Annotated in this window: 24 protein-coding genes; 12 read left to right on the forward strand and 12 right to left on the reverse strand. The window is 68.0% G+C overall.

Going from position 1 to position 21,341, the window contains the following annotated elements:
- Positions 1-6: 6 nt before the first annotated feature.
- The 3 genes from lpdA to CP975_RS00730 all read right to left on the reverse strand — a co-directional run bounded on the left by lpdA (position 7) and on the right by CP975_RS00730 (position 3,624).
- Positions 7-1,410, reverse strand: a complete 1,404-nt coding sequence (gene lpdA / locus CP975_RS00720; RefSeq protein WP_055527760.1) for a dihydrolipoyl dehydrogenase — start codon at positions 1,408-1,410, stop codon at positions 7-9.
- Between the two features lie 163 nt (positions 1,411-1,573).
- Positions 1,574-2,245: a hemerythrin domain-containing protein gene (locus CP975_RS00725; protein ID WP_055527759.1), complete on the reverse strand. Its 672-nt coding sequence runs from the start codon at positions 2,243-2,245 to the stop codon at positions 1,574-1,576.
- A 491-nt stretch (positions 2,246-2,736) separates the two neighbouring features.
- Positions 2,737-3,624: a LysR family transcriptional regulator gene (locus CP975_RS00730; protein WP_055527757.1), complete on the reverse strand. Its 888-nt coding sequence runs from the start codon at positions 3,622-3,624 to the stop codon at positions 2,737-2,739.
- Between the two features lie 355 nt (positions 3,625-3,979).
- On the opposite strand from CP975_RS00730, the gene CP975_RS00735 reads away from it, so the two are divergent.
- The 4 genes from CP975_RS00735 to CP975_RS36500 all read left to right on the forward strand — a co-directional run bounded on the left by CP975_RS00735 (position 3,980) and on the right by CP975_RS36500 (position 7,468).
- Positions 3,980-5,188 (forward strand): hypothetical protein, encoded by a 1,209-nt coding sequence (locus tag CP975_RS00735; protein WP_150476453.1) that lies wholly within the window; start codon positions 3,980-3,982, stop codon positions 5,186-5,188.
- Positions 5,175-5,906: a CHAT domain-containing protein gene (locus CP975_RS00740; RefSeq protein ID WP_055527753.1), complete on the forward strand. Its 732-nt coding sequence runs from the start codon at positions 5,175-5,177 to the stop codon at positions 5,904-5,906. The genes CP975_RS00735 and CP975_RS00740 overlap by 14 nt, the downstream gene beginning before the upstream one ends.
- Before the next feature lie 7 nt (positions 5,907-5,913).
- Entirely contained in the window at positions 5,914-6,606 is a 693-nt protein-coding gene (locus CP975_RS00745; RefSeq protein ID WP_150476454.1) for a hypothetical protein, read from the forward strand.
- Between the two features lie 118 nt (positions 6,607-6,724).
- Positions 6,725-7,468, forward strand: a complete 744-nt coding sequence (locus CP975_RS36500) for a Rossmann-fold NAD(P)-binding domain-containing protein (RefSeq protein WP_150476455.1) — start codon at positions 6,725-6,727, stop codon at positions 7,466-7,468.
- Here the strand turns inward: CP975_RS36500 and CP975_RS00755 are convergent.
- The 4 genes from CP975_RS00755 to CP975_RS00770 all read right to left on the reverse strand — a co-directional run bounded on the left by CP975_RS00755 (position 7,423) and on the right by CP975_RS00770 (position 9,132).
- Positions 7,423-7,749, reverse strand: coding sequence for a DUF1048 domain-containing protein (locus CP975_RS00755; protein WP_055527750.1), 327 nt, complete (start codon positions 7,747-7,749; stop codon positions 7,423-7,425). The genes CP975_RS36500 and CP975_RS00755 overlap by 46 nt on opposite strands.
- A gap of 1 nt (position 7,750) precedes the next feature.
- Complete coding sequence (locus CP975_RS00760; protein WP_055527749.1) at positions 7,751-8,107, reverse strand: DUF1048 domain-containing protein; 357 nt, start codon at positions 8,105-8,107, stop codon at positions 7,751-7,753.
- A complete protein-coding gene (locus tag CP975_RS00765; protein ID WP_055527747.1) occupies positions 8,104-8,430 on the reverse strand; it encodes a PadR family transcriptional regulator in 327 nt (108 codons plus the stop codon). The genes CP975_RS00760 and CP975_RS00765 overlap by 4 nt, the downstream gene beginning before the upstream one ends.
- Positions 8,431-8,577: 147 nt before the next feature.
- Positions 8,578-9,132: a CGNR zinc finger domain-containing protein gene (locus CP975_RS00770; RefSeq protein WP_055527746.1), complete on the reverse strand. Its 555-nt coding sequence runs from the start codon at positions 9,130-9,132 to the stop codon at positions 8,578-8,580.
- A gap of 117 nt (positions 9,133-9,249) precedes the next feature.
- Here CP975_RS00770 and CP975_RS00775 point away from each other — a divergent pair, with 117 nt between their 5' ends.
- The 4 genes from CP975_RS00775 to CP975_RS00790 all read left to right on the forward strand — a co-directional run bounded on the left by CP975_RS00775 (position 9,250) and on the right by CP975_RS00790 (position 13,300).
- Positions 9,250-10,113 (forward strand): NAD(P)-dependent oxidoreductase, encoded by an 864-nt coding sequence (locus CP975_RS00775; RefSeq protein ID WP_150476456.1) that lies wholly within the window; start codon positions 9,250-9,252, stop codon positions 10,111-10,113.
- A gap of 443 nt (positions 10,114-10,556) precedes the next feature.
- Positions 10,557-10,907 carry a hypothetical protein gene (locus CP975_RS00780; protein ID WP_055527744.1) on the forward strand — a complete coding sequence of 117 codons (351 nt, stop codon included), beginning with the start codon at positions 10,557-10,559 and terminating at the stop codon, positions 10,905-10,907.
- Positions 10,900-11,988 (forward strand): polyprenyl synthetase family protein, encoded by a 1,089-nt coding sequence (locus tag CP975_RS00785; RefSeq protein ID WP_055527742.1) that lies wholly within the window; start codon positions 10,900-10,902, stop codon positions 11,986-11,988. Before CP975_RS00780 ends, CP975_RS00785 begins: the two co-directional genes overlap by 8 nt.
- Positions 11,989-12,112: 124 nt before the next feature.
- Positions 12,113-13,300, forward strand: a complete 1,188-nt coding sequence (locus CP975_RS00790) for an oxygenase MpaB family protein (protein ID WP_055527740.1) — start codon at positions 12,113-12,115, stop codon at positions 13,298-13,300.
- 56 nt (positions 13,301-13,356) lie between these two features.
- Here the strand turns inward: CP975_RS00790 and CP975_RS00795 are convergent, their stop codons facing one another.
- Complete coding sequence (locus CP975_RS00795) at positions 13,357-14,517, reverse strand: alkene reductase (RefSeq protein ID WP_246201360.1); 1,161 nt, start codon at positions 14,515-14,517, stop codon at positions 13,357-13,359.
- The gene (locus CP975_RS00800) at positions 14,514-14,939 is read right to left on the reverse strand and encodes a RidA family protein (protein ID WP_055527736.1); all 426 of its coding nucleotides are present in this window, start codon (positions 14,937-14,939) and stop codon (positions 14,514-14,516) included. The genes CP975_RS00795 and CP975_RS00800 overlap by 4 nt, the downstream gene beginning before the upstream one ends.
- Positions 14,940-15,084: 145 nt before the next feature.
- Here CP975_RS00800 and CP975_RS00805 point away from each other — a divergent pair, with 145 nt between their 5' ends.
- Positions 15,085-15,681 carry a TetR/AcrR family transcriptional regulator gene (locus tag CP975_RS00805; RefSeq protein WP_055527734.1) on the forward strand — a complete coding sequence of 199 codons (597 nt, stop codon included), beginning with the start codon at positions 15,085-15,087 and terminating at the stop codon, positions 15,679-15,681.
- A gap of 53 nt (positions 15,682-15,734) precedes the next feature.
- On the opposite strand, the gene CP975_RS00810 is transcribed toward CP975_RS00805, so the two are convergent.
- A complete protein-coding gene (locus CP975_RS00810; RefSeq protein WP_055527732.1) occupies positions 15,735-16,238 on the reverse strand; it encodes a flavin reductase family protein in 504 nt (167 codons plus the stop codon).
- A 285-nt stretch (positions 16,239-16,523) separates the two neighbouring features.
- Here CP975_RS00810 and CP975_RS00815 point away from each other — a divergent pair, with 285 nt between their 5' ends.
- Positions 16,524-17,438, forward strand: a complete 915-nt coding sequence (locus CP975_RS00815; protein ID WP_055527730.1) for a MerR family transcriptional regulator — start codon at positions 16,524-16,526, stop codon at positions 17,436-17,438.
- A 106-nt stretch (positions 17,439-17,544) separates the two neighbouring features.
- On the opposite strand, the gene CP975_RS00820 is transcribed toward CP975_RS00815, so the two are convergent.
- On the reverse strand, positions 17,545-18,090 hold the full coding sequence (locus tag CP975_RS00820; protein WP_055527726.1) for a hypothetical protein: 546 nt from the start codon (positions 18,088-18,090) through the stop codon (positions 17,545-17,547).
- A 342-nt stretch (positions 18,091-18,432) separates the two neighbouring features.
- Between CP975_RS00820 and CP975_RS35610 the strand changes: the two genes are divergently transcribed.
- Positions 18,433-18,909, forward strand: a complete 477-nt coding sequence (locus CP975_RS35610) for a TolB-like translocation protein (RefSeq protein ID WP_055527725.1) — start codon at positions 18,433-18,435, stop codon at positions 18,907-18,909.
- Positions 18,831-19,160, forward strand: a complete 330-nt coding sequence (locus CP975_RS35615) for a hypothetical protein (protein ID WP_055527724.1) — start codon at positions 18,831-18,833, stop codon at positions 19,158-19,160. Before CP975_RS35610 ends, CP975_RS35615 begins: the two co-directional genes overlap by 79 nt.
- A gap of 72 nt (positions 19,161-19,232) precedes the next feature.
- Here CP975_RS35615 and CP975_RS00830 read toward each other — a convergent pair whose 3' ends face one another.
- A complete protein-coding gene (locus CP975_RS00830) occupies positions 19,233-21,182 on the reverse strand; it encodes a protein-arginine deiminase domain-containing protein (protein WP_055527723.1) in 1,950 nt (649 codons plus the stop codon).
- Between the last annotated feature and the right edge of the window lie 159 nt (positions 21,183-21,341).

Consider the following 21,341-nt stretch of genomic DNA (forward strand, 5'->3'; position numbering starts at 1 on the left):
TTCGCCTCAAAGGTTGATCATGTGGCCGGCCAGGCCGTGGATCGCTTCCTTCACGGCCTCGCCCAGCGTCGGGTGCGCGTGCACGTTGCGCGCGACCTCGTGGACCGTCAGGTCCCACTGCTGGGCCAGCGTCAGCTCGGGCAGCAGCTCGGTGACGTCCGGACCGATCAGGTGAGCGCCGATGATCTCGCCGTGCTTCGCGTCGGCGATGATCTTCACGAAGCCGGTCGAGTCGCCGAGGCCGTGTGCCTTGCCGTTCGCGGTGAACGGGAACTTGGCGACCTTGACGTCGTACCCCTTCTCCCGCGCCTGCGCTTCGGTCCAGCCGAAGCTGGCGATCTGCGGCCGGCAGTAGGTGGCGCGCGGGATCATCGAGTAGTCGAGCTTCATAGTCTCGGTGTCCCCGATGGTTTCGGCGGCGACCACGCCCATGGACTCGGCGGTGTGCGCGAGCATCAGCTTCGCGGTCACGTCGCCGATGGCGTAGATGTTCGGCACATTGGTACGGCAGTGGCCGTCGACCTCGATCGCGCCGCGCTCGGTCAGCGCGACACCGGTGTTCTCCAGGCCGTAGCCGGAGACGTTCGGCGCGAAGCCGCTGGCCTGGAGGACCTTGTCGGCCTCCAGGACCTTCTGCGCGCCGTCCTTGCCGGTGACGGTGACGCGGACCTGCGGGCCGGATTCGTCGATCGACTCCACGCGGGTCGAGGTGAGGACGTCGATGCCCAGCTTGCGGTACTGCTTCGCCAGCTCCTTGGAGACGTCGGCGTCCTCCAGCGGCGCGATCCGGTCGAGGAACTCGACGATCGTGACCTTCACGCCGTAGTTGTGCAGGACGTACGCGAACTCGACTCCGATCGCGCCGGCGCCCGCGATCACGATCGACTGCGGAAGGTCGTCGGCGAGGATCTGCTCCTCGTACGTGACCACGCGCTCGCTGCGGGCGGTGCCGGGCAGCAGCCGCGGGGTCGCGCCGGTGGCGATGACGCAGTTGTCGAAGGACACGGTGCGGATGGCGCCGTCCGCCTCTGTGATCTGGAGGGTGTTCGGGTCGACGAAGGAGCCGCGGCCGTTGAACTCCGTGATGCCGTTCTTCTTCATCAGGAAGTGGACGCCCTTGACCCGGCCGTCCGCGACCGTGCGGCTGCGCCGGAACGCCTCGCCGTAGTCGAAGGAGACCGTGCCGTCGACCTTGATGCCGAAGGTCTTCGCCTCGTGGTTGAAGAGATGGGCCAGCTCGGCGTTGCGCAGCAGCGCCTTCGTCGGGATGCAGCCGACGTTCAGGCAGACACCGCCCCAGTACTTCTCCTCCACGACCGCGACCCGCTTGCCGAGCTGCGCGGCGCGGATGGCGGCGACGTAGCCGCCGGGGCCTGCTCCGAGTACGACGACGTCGAAGCGTTTACACATGGGGATTCCTTGGTTTCGAGAGACTTCGAGGCGGGCCGGGGCGGAAGCTGGCGGCGCCGACGACGAGATCGCCGACGAGGGACCGTGAAAGCGGGCAGCACGGTGACGTCGGGGGTGCCGCCGGGCGGCAGGTCGGCCGCGGCCATCGGACCCAGCAGGTCGATCAGGGACGTGCGTCGGCGGGAGCGGCTCTGGTACCCCACCGGTCGAGCATCGCGTAGGCGGGCTGCCATTGATCCGTATACGCATGGTGTGCGGACTCGGGCAGGAGCGCCGCCAGAACGGCGGCCACGGTCCGCTCAGCCGCACCGTCCAGGATCCATGGCAGAATCCATGCCGCGTCGGCCTGGATCAGCTGCGCATGAGCGCGCTCGAAACGCTCCCACTGATCCTCGCTCAGTACGACCTGAGCCACCGGAAACACGGACTCCTCTTCGTGGCGGAGATGACCGCGTAGCCCGGTGACCAACGAGCCGGTGAGGTCAGCGAACAGGTCGAGACCGAGATCGGGGCCTGCAAGCGCCTGGTCGATCGCCTCCAGCAGCTGGTCGAGCACTGCATGCTCGGCCTCGATCGCCTCCAGCCGCGCCAGGCAGAGGGGCCGCCCGAACAGAGCATGGCGCAGGGAGGGCCACAGCACGTCGTCCTCGGCGGTCTGATGAGCACGCAGAGCCTTCCGGAACAGAGTCCAGCCGACAGCGGTGCGCAGGATGTGTCGGGGATCGGGCTCGGGTTCGGGATCGGCGCGGGCGGTGGCTCGAGCGATGAAGTGCAACTCCCTTCGTAATGCGTTGTGCATCGCGTACGGCACGGTCATGTCGAACCTGTCTCTCATTTCTGTCTGACTCCTGGTTCCGGTGACCGGGCAGTGGGAAGCCATGTCTGACGGAGCAGCGGCATCGTGGACAGGGCGGCGGGGTGGCGCGGCCGGGGAGGAAACCGAGGCCCTCAACCAGCAGCCCGCCCGGCTCCCCAAAGCCTCCCGCGAGAGCCATGTCGGATCAACACAGACCTTGCTCGTTGATCGATAACTCGACGGTTATCGGAGCTCGGGGGACCCAGGCGACCCGAGCCGGGCTTGAGAGATGCTGCTGAGTCAGGTTCCGTCGACAAGCCCTCTGGAACCGGCAGAGGAAAGGAAGCCGAGACCGCGCTGTCTGGCTGCTGGGCGACAGGGCGAGCGTCCTCCGGCAGCTGATCGGCGTCGGAGCGCTGTGTAGCCGCGGGCGCTGTTCTGATCTCAGTGGATCGACGGGCTAGCAGCGGGCGGTGCGCTTCGGCGAAAGCTGACGCTGGGCGCCTACGACGCCCAGACGCAGCGGCCTGTCAGAACCGTATCGCACCGAATTCGCGGACCATGTCGGCGAGAGCAGTGATCAATTCGCTCTCCGCGTCGGTCCGCCAGATCAAGGCGAAGGACAGTTCCGGCTGGTCCGTGACGGGCAGCCAGCGGATGTTCGGCATGCCCCAGTGCCGCGTGACGTGGCTGGGGAAGCTGTGGATGATCTCGCCCATGCCGACCTGGTTGATCAGCTCCTCCGCGTTGGTCACGAGGCGCCCACGCTCGATCTGCCGGCCCTGCGAAGTGTGGAAGGGCAGGTAGGCGTTCTCCCAGTAGTCGGGCATGTCGGGGGCGACGGCGTGCTGGAAGTCGGAGAACACCTCAAGTCGCACCGACGTTCGCTGGGCCAGCTCATGGTCCGCGGCCACAGCGAGAACCCGGGGGTCCGTGCACAGGACCGGGCCGACGGTGAGGTCCGGTTCCTCCACGGGCAGCCAGGTGACGAGAACGTCCATGTCGTTGTCACGGAGCCGGCCGAACGGATCCACGTACTCCAACTGGCGAATCTCCAGCTCCCACTGCGGATTCCGCGAGCGGAAGGCCCTCCAGTAGGGATGCATGTCAACGACGTTGAACGGCATCATGCCGACCCGGAGCCTTCCGGTGACACCGCGGGCGGCCATCCGGGCGCGCTCCAGAGACTCGTGCAGACCCGCATAGACCGGCTGCAAGTCGTCGCGCAGCTGGCGTCCGACGTTGGTCAGGCGCACGGTGCGGCTGGTGCGCTCGAACAGCGCGGCGCCGATACGCCGTTCCTGCTTCCTGATGGCCTGGCTGACCCGTGCCTGAGAGACCAGAAGCCGCTCGGCACTCCGTCCGAAGTGCAACTCCTCAGCCAGAACCAGAAAGATCTCAATGTCCCGCAGTTCCATCGCGCCCCCGTACCCTCCGCGACACGACAGCCACAAGCTGCCGAGCCACGGAAGTATACGGCGATCGAACTTCCGCGCGAGGAGCAGGACTGAGGAGGGCGGACCGACTCGGCGAACGGTTCCGGCTTCCGGTAGGTCAAGTCCTTCCGAGTCCCGGCGCGGGTTGTCTGCGAGAGCCGCCGAAGCGGGGGTGGCTCGTGCGCGTTCATCCTGAACCGGTTACGCCCCGCCCAGGGACAGGGATGTCTACCTCGCCGCTCTCACGGCTCGGAGGCCGACTCACACTAGCCGCCAAAACGCCGTGAAATGTGTGATGTTCGCCCACATAGCACCGTCGCTCGCTCATACTGTTCAGGTGGACAATCTGCCGCTCTCGGCATTCGACTCGTTGCTCGGACTACGCAACCGCGGCATCCTGTCTGAGGAGCAGGCGATCCAGGAGATCCGGTCATTGCCGCCGCTGAGTGCCGCCGACGCCGAGGCGGCTGCCGAGCGGATCAAGGCACCGCCGCCTTCCGCCGCGGAGGCCGTGGCCCATGCGCAGGATGTCGGCACCGGCAGGCCATCCATGTTCGGCTCCCTGGAGCACAGGCGTACCCATTTTCTGCTTCTCCACGAAAGTGTGCGCCCGCGCGACGACGGTTCGCTGGGTCCGCACCGGGCGGTGCGGGACTGCCTCATCGCGACGGTCGACCTGCTGACCGACCAGCAGGATGCCGTCGTCCTGGACAAGGCGGCGAGGCTGGCCGATGCCTACGTCGCTGAGACGGCGTCGGCACAGGCCCACAATCTCGCCGGACGTGTTCACTTCGAGCCCTACTCACTTGGCGCGGGCAGTATGTCCTACCCGCACGATGTGTCCCTGCGCGACTATCGCCGAGCCTGGGCGATGGGCGTTCCCAGGCCCTGGTCCGAGCCGAAGCGGACGGACACTCCCAGCTCTGAGTGGAAGAGATTTCCCGGCATTGAGGAGTCTTTCCAGCGTGCCACCGCCTACTTCCAGCGCGCCGCCGACCTCGATGACGGCGTCGAACGGGGCCGTGCGCTGGCCTACCTGGCGTTGATCGACCTGACCAAGGCGACGGCCGGCGCCCCCTTGGACCACCCCCGCCTTGAAGGGCGGCTGGATGAGGCCGATCGGCTGCTGCCGACAGGTGTGGATCCCTCGATCTGGGCCAGGCTGTGGCTGTTCGTGGGTGATCTGCGCGATCCATCGGTCATGCTGCGCAGACCGCGCGTCCACGTACGCAATTTCGCGAATATGCTTGCCGAGTACGGCCTGCACGCCACCACCTGGCTCTACCTCTCCGCGCTGGAACTTGCGACCGGCGCCGGTGACTTCGGCCAGTTGACCGCACTCGCGCAGATACTCCATCCCTACCTGCCCCACGTCGGCATGGAACAGGCCCGGCTGCACTTCACGAGCCAGTGGTGGCACTTCCTGCCCGAGGATCCGACCGGCTGTGAGCAGCACCTGACAGGGACACCGCCCGAGACGTTCCTCGCCTACGGCCAGCCGGCAGCAGCCGTCCACGCCTTGCTGCACGCGCGTGTGGCCTCATGAAGCTGCCCATTCGCTGCCTTTCTGGCTGCTGCCGCTGGGCGACGGCATCATCGCGGACCGCTTCACCGTCAGCATGCTGCCCTGCCTGGAAGCACTGTTCTGGGCCGGCCGGCACGACGGTGGCACGACAGAGGGCGCACTGGTACTCGCCTCGGCCGATGGTGGTGTGCCCTACGGCCTGACGTATGAAGAGTCGGTGGAGCACACGGCGCACGAGATCGCGGCCATGTTCGGCTGCGAGGCGCTCACCGGGGAGCGGGCGACACCGGCCGAGTTCTTGGCCCGGGCCGGCAACGCCCCCTTCATTCACCTCGCTGCCCACGGCCTGCACGACCCGGACGCGCCGTTCTTCCACTGCCTGTTTTTGGCTGGCGAGGAGGGGCGACTGTTCGCCGACCAGATCCTGAAGTGCGACCTGCGTGCGGTCCGGCTGGTCACCCTGGAGGCGTGCGAGTCGCTACAGGTGCGCTACGACTACCTGGACAACGTCATCGGACTGGCGGCGACTCTGATCCGCGCCGGCGCCGGAGCCGTCGTGGGAGCGCGCTGGGCCGTGCGCCCGGAGGTGTCCGCACAGTTCTTTCCCACGCTCTACCAGCACCTGCAACACTCGGGCGACGTCGGAGCCGCCTTCACTCATGCCCAGCGGCTCACCCGCCGCAGCCATCCTCAGTACCCGGACTGGGGAGCATTTTGTCTCATGGGATATGCCGGATAGGAGCACCGTGGCACGAGCGATCCTGGAACTTGCCCTGCAACCGATGGCAGAGCACCCCGTCGAACTGGAGCCGCAGCGGGTACTGGGCAGTCCACCAGGCGGGCCGCTGGTCAGACGAATGTCCCTGGGCGAGCCGATCCTTGCGCGCCTGGACCGTCCGGCAGACGAACGCGACGCCATCGACAACCACGTACGAGACAGACTGGCCACCCATGAGTTCTACGAGCTGCACCTGGTCATGACACTTCATCCGCAGGCAGACGAACCGTTCGAGGATGCGGCCCTCGGCGTCAGCCTCACCGCACTGGACGGAGGGGAACCACCTATCGCCTGGTCTCTCTTCCCGCTGCGCGCCACCGTGCCGGTCACGGTGACCCACAGCATCGGAGTCAACGCCAAACTCGGTTTCGTTGAACCGTCCGCCACACACAGCACCGAACTGAGCTCGGATCAGGTCTCGATGCTGGGCCTCGGTGAACGCGAGAGCGACTTCGAGTGGCGCCTGCGCCGCACCAAAGCAGCCGAACTCTCCGGTGTACAGCGGATGTTCGCGGTGGTCATGGCCCGAAAGGGCGCTCCGTTCCAGGCGAAGATGATCGTGTCGGCCTCCGTGCGCCGGGCACGGCTCGGGCTCGCTCGCTTCCGCGCCAACCTCCCCGACAACGTGAGCCTGAGTATCTCCCATCACGGCACCGAGTGAAGTCGCGGCCAGATGAAGGGCGCCCGTCAGCAATGTCGTCCAGCCTCCAGGTTGGCGGACATCTCTGGTTAAAGTTGGTGCGGCGCAACTCGACGCGGGAGGCGGGGTGACGGCGACGATGCCTCCACCGGGAACCACGGCTGTCCTGGCACTGCTACCGGACGCCGAACCACTGCTGGAGCTGGCTGCCAAGGCGCGCAGGTCTCCTACTTCGGTCCCGGCACGAGTCACCCCGGTGTACACGAATCGGCCGTCGACGCCGCCGTGGCATCCCACCCGGGCCCTGGCCAACGTGCTCACCATCAAGGAGCATTGCGACAAGCCATGGGCCGACATCTGCCTGGCCTACGTCGGTGATGGCCAGTCCAACGTGGCCAACTCCCTGCGGATCGCAGGGGCGTTGCTGGGCATGACGGTACGTGTCGTGGCTCCTGCAACGATGAGTGGCTCCCCAGACATGCGGGACCAGGTGGAGCGGATCCGTGCGCGAACAGGTGGGGGTGCAGAGGAGAGCGACGAGATCGACGAGGGCGTGCGGGACGCCGACTTCGTGTACGCCGACACCTGGAGCCATCTCGGGGAGCCGGTCGAGTCCTGGCGCCCCAGGGTGGCGGCCCTCGCTCCGTACCGCGTCGACAGCCAGGTCCTGGCCGCGACGAAGAACCCTCCGCGCCGTCCCTGCCGGTCTCGGCCAGTACTGCCGCACCGATCGAGGTGCTCTTGTCAGCGACCTGGCCGCCCAGCCGTAGCACCCCTCTGCTTGCGGGCGGGGCAAACCGTGACGGTGCGGCCGGGGCCGTGCGGAGGTGGCGGGTGCTACTTCGCGGCCGTGCCGGATTCCCCGCTGATGGACTCCTGGTAGACGTCCGCGTAGGTAGGAGAGTCCTTGATCAGGTCGTCGCAGAACGCGGCGACGTCGTCGCCGATGAGTTCCAGGACTCCCTTGCCCGCGGCGACGCCCTCCTCGAAGAAGTCGACGATCCCGGGAAGTAGAGGCCCGTCGGGCAAGTCGACTGGCCCGACCTTGAACAGGTACTTCTGCATTTCCTTGTAGACGATCTGGTAGTCCGGCGGGAGAGCCTTGACCCGAGCCACGTGTGCCCGCCACTGCTTCTTGCCTTCGATGATGTCCTGGATGCTCACGTCAGCCTCCCAGCCGGCTCAATTTCCTAGCGACGTTCCTGTTCAACTGCTCGCGCCACCGGTCGCGATAAGTCCGGGCCCCTTCTCCGCCGGCCAGCGCCGTGCAGAAGCCTTGAATGTCGTCGCCGAGCACCTCGTGTACGTTCTGTCCGTCCGCCGCTGCCACTTCGAGCAGCCCCAGGGCGGCGTCCAGGATCGGCAGCAGGTTGCGGCCGGTGAAGTCCCCGTGGGGGAAGAGGTGGGCCTTGATCTGTTCCCACGCCGCCCGGTAGTCGTCCGGCAGGGCCGCGGCCCGCGCCTCGAACGCCTTCCATTCCCGGGTGAGATCGCTGCCTGTGACCTTCTCCCAGAAGTTCATCTCCCGCCCTCCTTGAGCCTGTCGATGCGTGATGAGACGTACTGCCATTTCGCCCAGAACTTCGAGAGTTCATCGCGTCCGGCGTCGTTGAGCGCGTAGAACTTGCGGGGCGGACCAACCCCGGAGGGACGTTTGGTCACCTGGACGAGCTTGTTCCTCTCCAGTCGCAGCAAGATCGTGTACACCGTCCCCTCGACGACATCGGTGAAGCCCAGCTCGTTCAGCTGACGGGTGATGGCGTACCCGTAGGTTTCCTCGCTGCCGATGATTTCGAGCACGCACCCTTCGAGCGTGCCCTTCAACATCTCCGTCAGGTCATCCATCGCGAGCCCTCCTCAGCCCTGCCGGTACTCTGTAGTGCCGAGTACCGCTATACGGTATCACCGAGTAGTAGGTATGTCGGCCCACTGAGTGATTTCAGGGCATGAGGAGTACCGGCTCACTTGGGTGCTCGCGGTTCCACCGCCGGGTCAGCGCGCGGTGATTCGGGACTTCTTGACCTTGTTGCCGCAGGTGTTCATGGAGCACCAGCGGCGGTTGGCACCGCGACTGGTGTCGAGGAACAGCCCCGCGCATCCAGGGCCTTCGCAGTTCTTGATGCGGCTGCGGTCGGGGCCTCCGAGGATGTGGATGGCATCCGCGGCCAGGACGCCGAGGGCGTCACTGACAGGGTCCGTCTCCGTCAGGTTCCATCCTGCGCGTTCGTGTCGCAGCACAGCCTTCGCGTGCCCGGCGGCAGCCATCGCGTTGAGGGTACGGACATCCTTGGGCTCCAGCTGCTCCCCTGCGGCGATCGCCGACCCGACTCGGTAGATCACCTCGCGCAGTTCGACGGCGTTTTCCAGGTCGGTCTGCGACACGTCCGTAACGCCGAGCCCGGCGGCCCCCAGCCACATCTTCAGTCGTGCGGGGTCAGCCAGCCGCTCTCTCGGCGCCAGGCCAGCGCGATCGCTGACGGTAGCGGTGAACCGGAACGCCAGGACCTCGTTGTCCATCCGGAACACACGACGCGCATCCTCGGTCATTCCAACCTCCGCAGGGAGCGACAACACGTGTTGAACCACTTCAGACGGTTCGCGCTGATCGTAACTCCATGACATTCTTGAACCGTCTTAGACGGTTCACGGGAAGGAGCGCTTGACGTGAGCAGCATCGCGGTCATCGGTCTGGGAGCCATGGGGAGACCCATCGCACGCAACCTCTTGAAGGCCGGCCACGACGTCGTGGTGTGGAACCGCTCCGACGGGCCCGCGGACGAACTGGCCGCAGCAGGCGCCCGTCCTGCCACTTCAGTCGCGGAGGCCATGCAATCGCCAGTGGTCTTCTCGGCCCTGTCCGATGACCGGGCCCTCGCCGAGACTTTCATCGACTCCGATGTCCTCGCTCAGACCCCGGGCGGAACTGTTCACGTCAACCTCGCCACGGTGAGTACCGGCATGGCTCGCCGGGTCGGCGCAGCACACGCCGAGCATGGTGTCGGATACGTCGCGGCACCGGTCTTCGGCCGCGCTCCGGTCGCCGAAGCCGGAGCGCTCAACGTCCTTGCGGCCGGTGAACATGCGCTGCTCGACCGCGTGCAGCCGTTCTTCGACGTGATCGGCGCGCGGACCTGGCGGCTCGGCGACCGTCCGGAGCAGGCCAACATCGTGAAGATCCTAGGGAACTACCTGATCGCCTGCGCGATCCAGTCGCTGGGCGAGGCCGTCAGCGTCGCGGAAGGCGCCGATGTCGACCCCGGGCAGTTGGTCGAACTGCTGGCTACGACGCTCTTCCCGGGACCGGTCTACACCGGCTACGGATCGATGATTGCCGAACGGCGCTACCAGCCGGCTGGATTCACCACAGTCCTGGGCCGCAAGGACCTCCACCTCGCGCTCGACGCAGCGACCGACCAAGGCATCCCGCTCCCGATCGGTCAACTATTGCGTGCTGTCTTCGACGAGGCCATCGCCGACGGTCGCGGAGCGGACGACTGGGCGGTGATCGCGGAACAGCAGCCGCGGTGACCACCGACCTCGGATCCGGCCCCGGGCCGACCTCGCTGCTACCAGTCATCCCTGGGCGCGGAACCCCAAGAAGGACTCCCACACGCCGGCACCTCGCGCACATGCGTATCGAAGTGGGCTTTCGGAGGCAGGCGCGGACCTTGCGGTCGTGCCCCTCACCTGCAAAGAGCCCCACGGACGCCACGGCCCACCCGCCCGCACCGCTTCCCGCGCCGGACCCGTCGTCGCTCATGGCGCCGCCCGCAGTGCCGAGTTTCGGAGTCGGCACATCGGCGTAAGGCCTGCTCCAGGCGTCGCGTGGAACACGCGGAACCTGTCACCCGTGCGAGTTAATTACACCGCTCTGACGAGGGACGGAGGAGCAAATGGGGGACCGCGTCCACGACCGGCCGGTTCACTGACGCTCCTTGACGATCTGTCGGCAGAGCAGAGGTGCATCGGGCATGACCGGACAACCGCAGGACCAGACGCAGCAGGCTCAGCAGGCGCCTTGGAATCCGTTGGCCGCCCTGGAACAGGTCGGCCTCCTCGTGCTGGGGGCCGTCGATCTCGTACTCGACCAGGTGCAGCAGGCGACAGACCGGGGCCAGGGCGCGGTGCGGCGATCCGATGTGCGTGAGCTGGTCGCGGACGGGATGAAGGACCTGAAGGCGCGCGGGGAACTCGCCTCGCGGCGGGCGGCTGCCGCGGACAGCGACAACTATTTGGAACTGATGGCCCGTCGGTCCGCCGAGCGGAGCACGCGCACCGCGGCCGCAGCGCAGCCCGAGAAGACGGTGCCGCGCCATGCGTGACGATCTGGCGTTCCGGCGGCGCATCGACGCGTACCTGTGTCGACTTGTCGATGAGGAGGAGGCCGAGCTGCTGCGGCTGTCCGGTGAACTCGCCCCCTTATGCATCCAGTTGCGCACCTCGCTGACCCGGGGCAAGCGTCTGCGCGCCGCCTTCCTGTACTGGGGCTGGCGCGCCTCGGGCCAGCCGGACTGCGACGGGGTGATCCGTGCGGCCGCCGCCATGGAGCTGGTGCACGCGGCAGCCTGCACGCACGACGACATCATCGACGACAGCCGCCTGCGGCACGGACTCCCCACCGCCCACGTCGCCTTCGCCGAGGTCGGCGCGCTCCGCTGGAGCCCCCGCGACCCGCTCCCCGGACCCGTAGGGCACGTCGCTGTACGGCAGGAGCAGCCCGCCGCGCTCGCCATGATGCTCGGTGACCTGCTGATGGGATACGCGGCCCAGGTCTTCGCCACGTGCGGCCTGCCCGGCGCGTACGTGGCTCGGACGGTGCCCCTGTGGTCGACCCTGCTGCGCGAGACCATCGCGGGCGAATTCCTGGAAGTACTGCGCACCGGCAACGACGCGCCTGAGATCGCGGAATCGCTGGAGGTCGCCCGCTACAAGACCGCCAAGTACACGGTGGAGCGGCCGCTGCACATGGGCGCCACGCTCGGCGGCGCCTCACGGCAGGTGATGGAAGCCTTCACGGCGTACGGGCTGCCGCTCGGTGAGGCCTTCCAGCTCCGCGACGACCTGATCGGGACCTTCGGTGATCCCGCCGAGACCGGCAAGTCGAATCTGGACGACTTGCGGGATCGCAAACCCACCGCGCTGCTCGCCACGTCCCTCACCCTTCTGAGCCCCCCTGACCGTCGGCTGCTGGAGAAGATCCTCGACGACCCCGCGCTGGACGAGTCCGACGCGGCGCGGGTGCGGAAGCTGATGGACGAGTGCGGAGCACGCAGACGCGTCGAGGAAATGATCTCGGAGCGGGTGTCGGAGGCCCGTAGTGCCCTGGACTGCGCGGCGATGCCGATCGAAGCACGCGCGGCGCTGGGCGAGTTGGCCACCTCGGCGGCCGACCGGGCGTGGTGAGGGCCGCTCCGCGCCGTCCTCCGCCCTCACTCCCCCACCGGCCTCCCCGCGCCCCGCGCCGGAACCCGTCCCGCTGTACGAGCAACACGCACACGCGCCCCCGCACGCCACACAGGAGCATGCCGTGACAACCGAGAAGACACCGAAGCACTACACCGACGCGACGCTCGACGAACTGCGTACCCAGGGCGACCCCTTGGCGGATGAGACCGTGGCCGCCATGTTCGAGCGCGGGGAGGTTCGGGACTTCAACACCCTGATGCGATTCTTCAGCACCGCCGGCCACAAACTCCCCGACGGGCTGCCGCAGTCGGCGGCCTCGTTCCTGGAGGCCACGGGCATGCCACCGAAGTGGGTCGACTGGGACATCATGGAGCGCGCCCGTCTCTTCTTCATGGACAACGCTCCGCACATCAACACGGGCCTGTCCTTCGCCGCGATGCCTGCCACGTACGCGGTTCCGCGCGTCGCCAAACTGCTCGCCTCCACCCACTCGATGGACTACCCGTCCCGTCGGATGGCGAACACCGGCCAGTTCGTCACCTACCTGATGCAGACCAACGCCTTCGAGGAGGGCAGCAAATTCATCCCGGCGGCCCAGAAGGTCCGGCTGCTGCACGCGGCCGTGCGCCACCACCTCACCACGTCCGGGCGCTGGAACATCGAGCGGGACGGTCTGCCGCTCTGTCAGGAGGACATGATCGGTGGGCAGATCTGCTTCTCGATCCTCGTCCTGGACGCCATGCACCGGCTCGGCATCCACATGAGCGACGAGGGCGCGGAAGCCTACTACTACGCCTGGCGGGTCGTCGGATCCATCCTCGGCTGCGACATGGAAGCAGCCCCGGACAACCTCACCGAGGCACGCGCGTACGCCGACCTCTACCTCGCCCGCAACCTCGGCCCGTCCGAGGACGGGGTCCGCCTGAACAACCAACTGATGCGGATGTACGAGGACGTGGTCCCCGGCACCCTCTTCGACCCCATTGTTCCCGCCACCATCCGCTTCCTCGTCGGCCCGACCATCGCCGACTGGCTCCAGATCCCCCGCAGCGCCTGGGACACCGCCGCCAAGGCCGTACCTGTCGTGCTCGGCCTGCTGGAGACGGTGGAGGACAGCGGCCCACTCGGCGAGTGGGCACTGGACAAGGCGGGCAGCCTGCTCACGACCTTCGAACTGGCCTCGCTCACCCGTGGCAGGGTCATGCAGTACGCCATCCCGGAGGAGCTGAAGAGCGAGTACGGCGTACGTTCACAGGCGTCCCGCACCCACCGCTGGGTGCCTCCGGCTCCGACCCCTGCCGTGCCGTAGCAGGGGTGTCGGCCCCCGAGCAAAGTCTCGGGGGCCGGGCCCGCCCACCGGGCGACTTACGCGACTGCCGGGACCTTGAAGGCGTCTGTCGCGGCCGGGTAGTCGATGTACCCCTCCGCCCCGCCCCCGTACAGGTTCTCCGTCGGCGGCCCCGCGAGCGGGGTGCCGTTGGCCAGACGGGCGGGCAGGTCCGGGTTCGTCATGAACAGGCGGCCGAGGGCGACCACGTCCGCGTGCCCGTCCCGTACCAGCCGCTCCGCCGCCGCGGGAGTGCTCGGCGCCGGGCCGTTGGTGTTGGCGACGAGCGTTCCCGACCAGCGCGTCCGCAGATCAGCGATGGCTCCGTACGCGCCGTTCTCCAGTACGTGCAGGTAGGCCAGGCCCAACGGGTCCAGTGCGTCGGCCAGCGCACGGTACGTGGTGCGTGGGTCGGCCTCGGCGAGCTGGTTCTCGGCGTTGTCCGGCGAGATGCGCAGACCCACGCGGTCCGCGCCGACCTCGGTGACGACCGCCTCGACGACCTCCGTCACAAACCGCAGACGGCCGGTGACCGAGCCGCCGTACTCGTCCGTGCGCAGGTTGGTGTTGTCGGCGATGAACTGCTGGATGAGGTAGCCGTTGGCGCCGTGGATCTCCACGCCGTCGAAGCCCGCCTCGATCGCGCGCCGGGCCGCGGACGCGAAGTCCCTCACAGTCTGGACGATTTCACCGGCCGTCAGCTCACGCGGGGTCACGTGGTCGACCAGCCCGTCCCGGGTGAAGATCTGTTTCCCCTCGATGGCGACGGCCGACGGGGCCACCGGAAGCTCGCCGTCCGGCAGCATCAGCGGGTGGGTCATCCGGCCCACGTGCCACAGCTGGGCGAAGATCGTGCCGCCCTCGGCGTGCACCGCGTCCGTCACCTCTCGCCAGCCACGCACCTGCGCGTCGGTCACCAGACCCGGGATGCCGGGGCCGCCCTTGGCGAGGGCGTTGACGTACACGCCCTCCGTGATCAGCAGCCCGGCCCCGGCGCGCTGCCGGTAGTACGTCGCCGCGTGCGGGCTCGGCACCCCCGTCACGTCATCGGCCCGGCCCCGCGTCATCGGGGCCATCGCCATCCGGTTCGCCAGCTCAAGCCGCCCCGCGCGGTACGGCTCCAGCAACTCCCGCATTCCCACACCCTCTTCCGGCATTTCCGCGTCCCCCGTCCGTCCCGTCACGACCCCGGCGCTCATGCGGCACTCCGGTCCAGTACGATGACCTCGACCTCGATCTGCCAGTCGGGCTGGGCCAGCGAGACGACCTCGACGAGGGTGTCGGCGGGGTAGGGCTCGGCCAGGAACTCGCCGCGCAGCGTGATCACGTGCGGGAGGTTCGTCGCCATGTCCCGTACGAAGATGCCGACCTTGATCACGTCCGCGAAGGTCAGGCCGGCCGCCTCCAGCACGCGTCCTACGTTCCTGAACGCCTGCCGCCCCTGGGCCAGGAACCCGCCCTCGACGGTCGTCCCGTCCTCCTCGAAGCCCGCCTGCCCGGACACGTACACGAAGCCCCCGGCCCGGACGGCCTGCGATATCCGGTACGGCGCGTACCAGTCCGGCGTGGTCGCGATCTTCTCGACGCGCCCCACGGCGGCCGCGCTCTCGTTGCTGGACATGACTCTCCCCTGTCTCGGCGGGGACCGTCACCCGGACCCCGCACGGCGGCGTTACGAAACGTTTCGTAACGCCACGGAAGCTAGACCATCCCGAGCGACCTGTCAAAACGAAACGTAACGTCACGTGAGCGGTAGAGTGAGTCCCATGACCCCCGACCCGAAGAGTGAACGGCGCAGCGAGCGCGCCCGCCGGGCGATCCTCGACGCGGCGTTCGACCTGGTGAGCCGTAAGGGCTTCGCGAAGGTGACCATCGAGGCCATCGCCGCCCAGGCCGGCGTGGGCAAGCCCACGATCTACCGTTGGTGGCGCTCCAAAGGCGCGGTGGTGCTGGAGGCGATGAACGAGGAACTCGGCGACGACTTCGCCTTCCCCGACACCGGCGACATCGCCGCCGACCTCACGACCCAGATCACCGCGGTGACCCAGCGGCTGATCACCGGCAGGATCAGCGAGGCCTTCAAAGGTGTCATGGGCGAGGCCCAGAACGACCCCGCGCTGATGAAGGCATTTCGCGAAACGATCCTCGAACCCAGCATCGCGGAGTGCCGGGCCCGCCTGGATTCCGCCGTTGCCGCCGGGCAGCTCCGCTCCGACGTGCCCACCGACGTGATGGTCGACCTCTTCTACGCGCCGATCCACTACCGGCACTTCCTGGGCTTCGGCGACGACGCGGTCAGGCGGAGCGCCGACCTCGTCCAGGACGTCCTGCTCGGCCTGCAACCTCGGTCGGACGCGGGGTGAACGTGCCCTCGTAGGAGGGGAGCCGTCTGCGTCGGTGAGGTGCTCAGGTCGTGTCAGGCCGGATGACCGGCGGTGATATCCCCTGCGTCGTGCAGCGTGAGTGCGGCCTGGTCGCCATGGTCGTCCGTAGCCGCCTTGGTGTGGGCGGCGATCGGGTCGAGGATGAAGGCGACGTGGTCGCCCGCGTCGTGCCGGCCGTGGATGCGCCCGGTGAACCACGCGAGGGCTTCGGTCAGTACGGGGGTTCCCCCCGGCCCTTCGTGCCACGGCAGACCATCGAATTTGTCGGTGTCGGCGCTGCACTGGGAGCCGAAGCGTGCGGCGAGGTCGTGGCGGTTCCGCGGCAGCAGGTGGACCGCGAGGGTGTGTGCTGCCAGGGCGAGCCGATAGGTGTGGTTGGCCTTGGAGAGCCACACGGCGAAGCGCACGGGTTGCAGCGAGCACTGGCTCGCGAAGCCGACGAGACAGCCGGCTCGCTGTCCGTCCGCCGCCGCGGTGACCACGTACACGGAGGGATCCGCGAGTGCGGTGAAGGCCGCGATGTCCTCGTCGTCCATGTCCACCTACCAAGGGGTCGTTGTCTGCCTGCCCACCTGCTGCCGAGCTGTTCGCCGCCTACGATCTCAGCGTCCGCCCGCCGAACGGCGCCTGACACTCGTGTCGCATGCGTCGCGGAAGTGGTGATGGAAGACGGTTGCCCCGAGCGGACGTGTTGATGCGTATCCGGCCCACCGCCTGCCGTTGTCCTGACAGAGGGCGGGCGGAGTGCCTTGAGTTGCACCTTCCGTAGCGGCATGTGGTGCGGTGACTCACGTCCCGCCCCGCTGAGGAAGGCCCTGCTCATGTATTCGTCGTTCATACCGCCGCGCCAGGTCAAGATCGGTGATGCGGCGGCCTTCGTCGGCACCACACCACGGGCGATCCGTCACTACCACGAGATCGGCCTGCTTCCCGAGCCCGAGCGGGGCAGTGACGACCGGCGCCGCTACGGCTACGACGACATGATCCGGCTCCTGTGGATCCGCAGGATGGCCGACGCCGGGATCGCCCTGGACGACATCCGCAGCGCCTTCACCGACACGACTTCTGCTGGTGCTGACAGCGACAACGGCATCGCGGGCACCCTGGAACGGCTGGAGGAAACCCTCGTCGCCCAGGAGGCAGAACTGCGGCGACAGCGGACTGCCGTGCAGCGCATGCGCACCGAAGGCAGCCGGATAGGTCTGCTCTCCGACTTCGTCACCCGCCGCCTCAAGAGCCTGCCCGACGGCTCCCTGCGCCAGGCGGATCTGGACAGCCTGCTGGTCACGGAGCGGGTCTTCGGCCCGCTCGGTGCGGCCGTCCAGGCCACCCGCTTCATCGCCCTGGCCACCCACCCGGATCTGCGGGAGGAATCCGACCGCGTGGATGCCGCCGAGGAGACACTGGATGACACGGTCGCTGTCGATGACCCCCGCGTGGCCCAGGTGGCTGCCGAACGGCACGCCTTCGAAAAGGTGCTGCAAGCCGTCATCGAGGATTCCGGCCTGGCGCGGAGCGACGATGCGCTCTTCGACTCCTGGGACGCCTTGCACCCCGCTACCGCTGATGAGGGTGAGGACGAGGGCGGCCAAATCTCTGGCAGGGGGCAGGAGTCCATGAGCGCATTCGAAGCCACCGGGAAGATGCCCTACGACTTCTCCCCGGCCCGCCTGCGCTGCATGGAATTGGCCGAAGAACTCACCGCCCACGACTCGGGAGACCCGTCGACGAGGTGAGAGGTGCGGATTTGCAGGCCAGGATCTGAGCCCTGGCCTGCAAGTCGAGCTGCGCGGCCGAGCCGTTCAGACCTCAGACAGCCATGACGCGCCCACTCCTACGCGGTCAGTTCAGGCCGTACTGCGCGCGGCTGACCACCTTGCCGTTGGTGAAGGTGAACGCGGCATTGCCGTAGGTGCGGGACTGTTCGCACAAGTAGCTGGCGGACTTCGCACCGGCCGCCTCTGCGTCGGCGATGCGCACGCACACACCCTTGCCCGCGATGCTGTGCATCTGGGCGATGGTCTTGCCCTTGGTGATCTTCTTGTACTTCGCCTTCGTCATCTTGCCGTTCGACTGCTTACCGTCGAGGCTGTTCTGCGACTTCATGGCGAGCTTGCCGTTGCCGAAGGAGAACATCGCGGAGCTGTACCGCTTGTTGCCCTTGCACTCGTACACCTTGCTGGAGTAGCCGGAACCGCCGCTGCTCGATGTGAGCTTGCAGGCGCCGCGGCCGGCGGCGGTGTGCATCTTGGAGATGCTCGACCCCAGCTTGACCTTGTCGTACTCGGCGCGCGTGATGGTCGGCGAGGCCGCCTGCGCGGCGGGGGCCAAGGCGGCGGTGAGAGCGGCGGCGAGCAGACCGGAGACGGCCAGCGTCTTGCGTGACATGCGTGTTCCTGTTCTTGCTGGGGTGACATACCTGTGAGTGATACGGCGGAGACGCGGCTCGCACCGGCCGCGCGAGGCGAGCGGAGCAAGGACCTGCGTCCCCGAATGATCTTGACTCTCAAGGTGGCTCGTTGGTTGTGCTCCAGGCCAACAAAATGTGATGTGTCTCCGGTGACGCGATGTCACCAGCGGCTGGCTCCCCACCTCATGTCGAAAGCCACCTCATGAGACCTTCGTTACGCGTCTCCAAGACCGCACGCGTCCCCATCACCGCACGCATCTCCATGACCGCCTCTCTGGCGGCCGCTCTCGCCTGTCTCACCTGGCCCGCGGGAGCGGAGGGTGGATCCGGCCGACAGCGCGGACGGACGCGTCGTCGCCTTCATGTCGTCGGCGAGCAACCTGATGTCCGGAACGGACGTGCCCAACAACGTCTTCTACCGGACAGCTCCCGGTGCGCCCCTCAAGCGCGTGGTGGTGCCGGGTGAGTCGACGATGTTGCCCCGCCTGTCCGATTCCGGGCGCCACTCGACGTTCACGTGGTACTCGGCCACGACCCAGAAGTACTCCGTCCACGCGATGGACCTGCACACCGGGCGCGTCACACCCGTGGCGCCCGCGCTGGCGGGCGGTTACCGCGCGGACTACGGCGCCGCACCACTCAGCGCCGACGGACGGTACGTCGCCTGCGTGGCCGAGACCGCCGCCGACGAGAACGGCGTGTCCCGCTGCCGGATCATGTGCTCCTGGACCGCCGGACCGAGCGGCTGTGGCGGGCGGGCCCGTCCACGAACCGCGACTGTCAGGACATCTCCCTGAGTGCCGACGGCTCGAAGCTGCTCCTCAACACGGCCGACGCCGACCGCAGGACGCTGGGGCTGGTCCTGCGCGATCCGAGCACCGGCCAGGAGGAACTGCTCTCACCGGGGCAGGACGGCAAACCCGTCACTGCGGGCCGGGCGGCGCTGAGCGCGGACGAGTCGCCGGCCGTCTTCGACTCGTACCACCCCGGCCTGGTCCCCGACGACACCAATCCGATCGGAGACGTCTTCGTGCGCACCCTGGGCTGAACCGCCTGCCCCGTCTGAACCGCCGTCACGCGGGGCCGGCACCCGTCTCCGCGTACCGGCCCCGCCGGAGGGTTACGCCGTGGGCCACCAGGGCGCGCGGGTGTCCCGCAGCGTGTTGGTGCCGCAGTGCACCTCACCCAAGCCGATGTGGTACGTGTACCAGTCGTCGATGTAGGTCGTGGTGAATCCCGCCTTGGCGTACACGGAGTTCACCGCCTCGGTGAAGATGTCCCGGCCGTCGATGACCGGTCCCCACTGCTTGGGTGCCAGATAGCGGGTCGGGCTCAGCAGGACGCCGTTGACGGCGCCGGGGACGTAGGCGCTGTTCGGCCGGACCGCGGCCGCGTCAGCTCCGGCACCGCCCGCCGAGTCCCGGCCGCTGCGCGCCTCGTCGGCGCCGCGCAGCTGGTTGAACTCCTTCAGGGACTCGGGGCCCATGCGGCGCAGCTTGCGGCTGCCGCTCAGGTCCGCGCTCGCGTCGGAGTCCCGCGTGTACAGGCCGGGCACCCGCACGATCTCCGCGTCGGTGACGCCGGTCTCGCGCTTGAGGATCTCCAGGTTGGCCTCGATGCGTTTGGCCGCCACCTTGTTGTCGGTGTGGAACGAGGCCTTGGCGAGCACCTGGTCGATGGTCTCCTTGGGCGCGGGGACCTCGCTGCCGCGCGGGACGGAGAACATCTTCGTCCCGCCGTGCCCGTCCCGCTTGGCCTTGCGGAGCAGCTCCACCCCGGCGGCCGGGTCGGCGACGCCGATGCGCCAGCCGCGCTCGGTGTCGGCGGGCAGGAACTGGACGAACTCGTCCACGTGCCCGACCGCCAGCCACGACGTGTCGAGCAGCAGCGGCGCCTGGGCTCCCTGCGAGGACAGGAACGTACGCATCGACTTGGCGGGCTTGGAGCCGGAGTCGGCCCGGTAGCCCTGGATGATGCGGCCTGCCGGGTAGCTCTTGCCGTTCAGCGTGTACGGCGGAATGGTCTCCAGGTTGCCCATGGAGTTGAGCGTCCACTCCTCGTTCACCGTCGGCTTGCCGACCTGGACCACGCCCACGTCCGGCCCGCGCAGCTTCTCGAACAGCTCGCGGCCCGCGTCCCGGTCGGGCTGCGCGGACCGGATCATGACCCGCATCGTGTGCTGCTTGCCTCCCGGGCCCGGCATGCCGGCGTAGGCCGGCTCGACGAAGTCCTGCGCCCACGGGTCACCGTACTTGGTGAAGGTCGTCAGCGGCTTGTCGATGCCGGCGTCCTTCACCTGCTTGGCCAGTTCCTTGACGAACTTGCGCTGGTCACGGCCGTAGGAACCGGCGCCCTTCACCTTGGTGACGAGGACTTCCTCGGCACGTTGCAGGTGATGGTGGGTCAGTACGGGTGCGGTGCGCAGCACGACGTCGTCGGAGCGGGACGTGCCGCCGCCGGTGACCGTGAACCGGACCTTCACCTCTCCGTTCCACTTCCGTGCGTCGCGCACCACGTCCGTGGCCTCAACGCCCAGCTCGACACCGGCGCGCAGTTCCGCGGCGGACAGCCGGTCGGCGGGCCGCAGCAGGGACCAGCGGCCGTCGCGCTTGATGAACAGGTGCGCCTTCTTGGCGTCGGCACCGATCGCCTTGACGGTGCCGTGGCTGCCGGCCGGGGTCTCGGTCAGCGGCACGGTCCTCAGGCGGGCCAGGTCGGCTGCGTCACGCGCACCGTTGACCTTGGTGTCGGAACCGTCGTTGCACCGGGCGAGCTTCGCGTCCGACAGGGGCCTGCCCTGGGCGTCCTTGACGGGACAGCGCTTCGCGTCGTCGTCGATGTTCGGCAGCACGATCGCGCCGCGCCGCGCCGTCCAGGTGTTCTCGCCCGCCGAGTCGCTCGTACCCTCGACGTCGACACTGCCGTCCCGGTTCACGTCCGCCCGCAGGTCGGGGACTTGGGCCGGTGCGTCCCGGGCACCGGAATCGGCGATGGCCGTGGCTCCCGTGGCCGCGAGTATCCCGGCTACGCCGGTCGCAAGAGTGACGTTTCTCCATCTGTGCGGTCGCACAGTTCCCCTCCTTGGTCCCCGGCCCTCTGGTCAGGTGGTCGGTCGGCGAGGGCCGTTGACCTTAAGGAGGCGCGAGGAGCCCAGGAGGTTGTCAGGGCGCCGGGAATTGTCCAAGATCACAGGCTTCGCAGGGACAACAGGCCGCGGGACGACAGGCGT

It is taken from the genome of Streptomyces alboniger (genome assembly GCF_008704395.1).
Classification (GTDB): domain Bacteria; phylum Actinomycetota; class Actinomycetes; order Streptomycetales; family Streptomycetaceae; genus Streptomyces; species Streptomyces alboniger.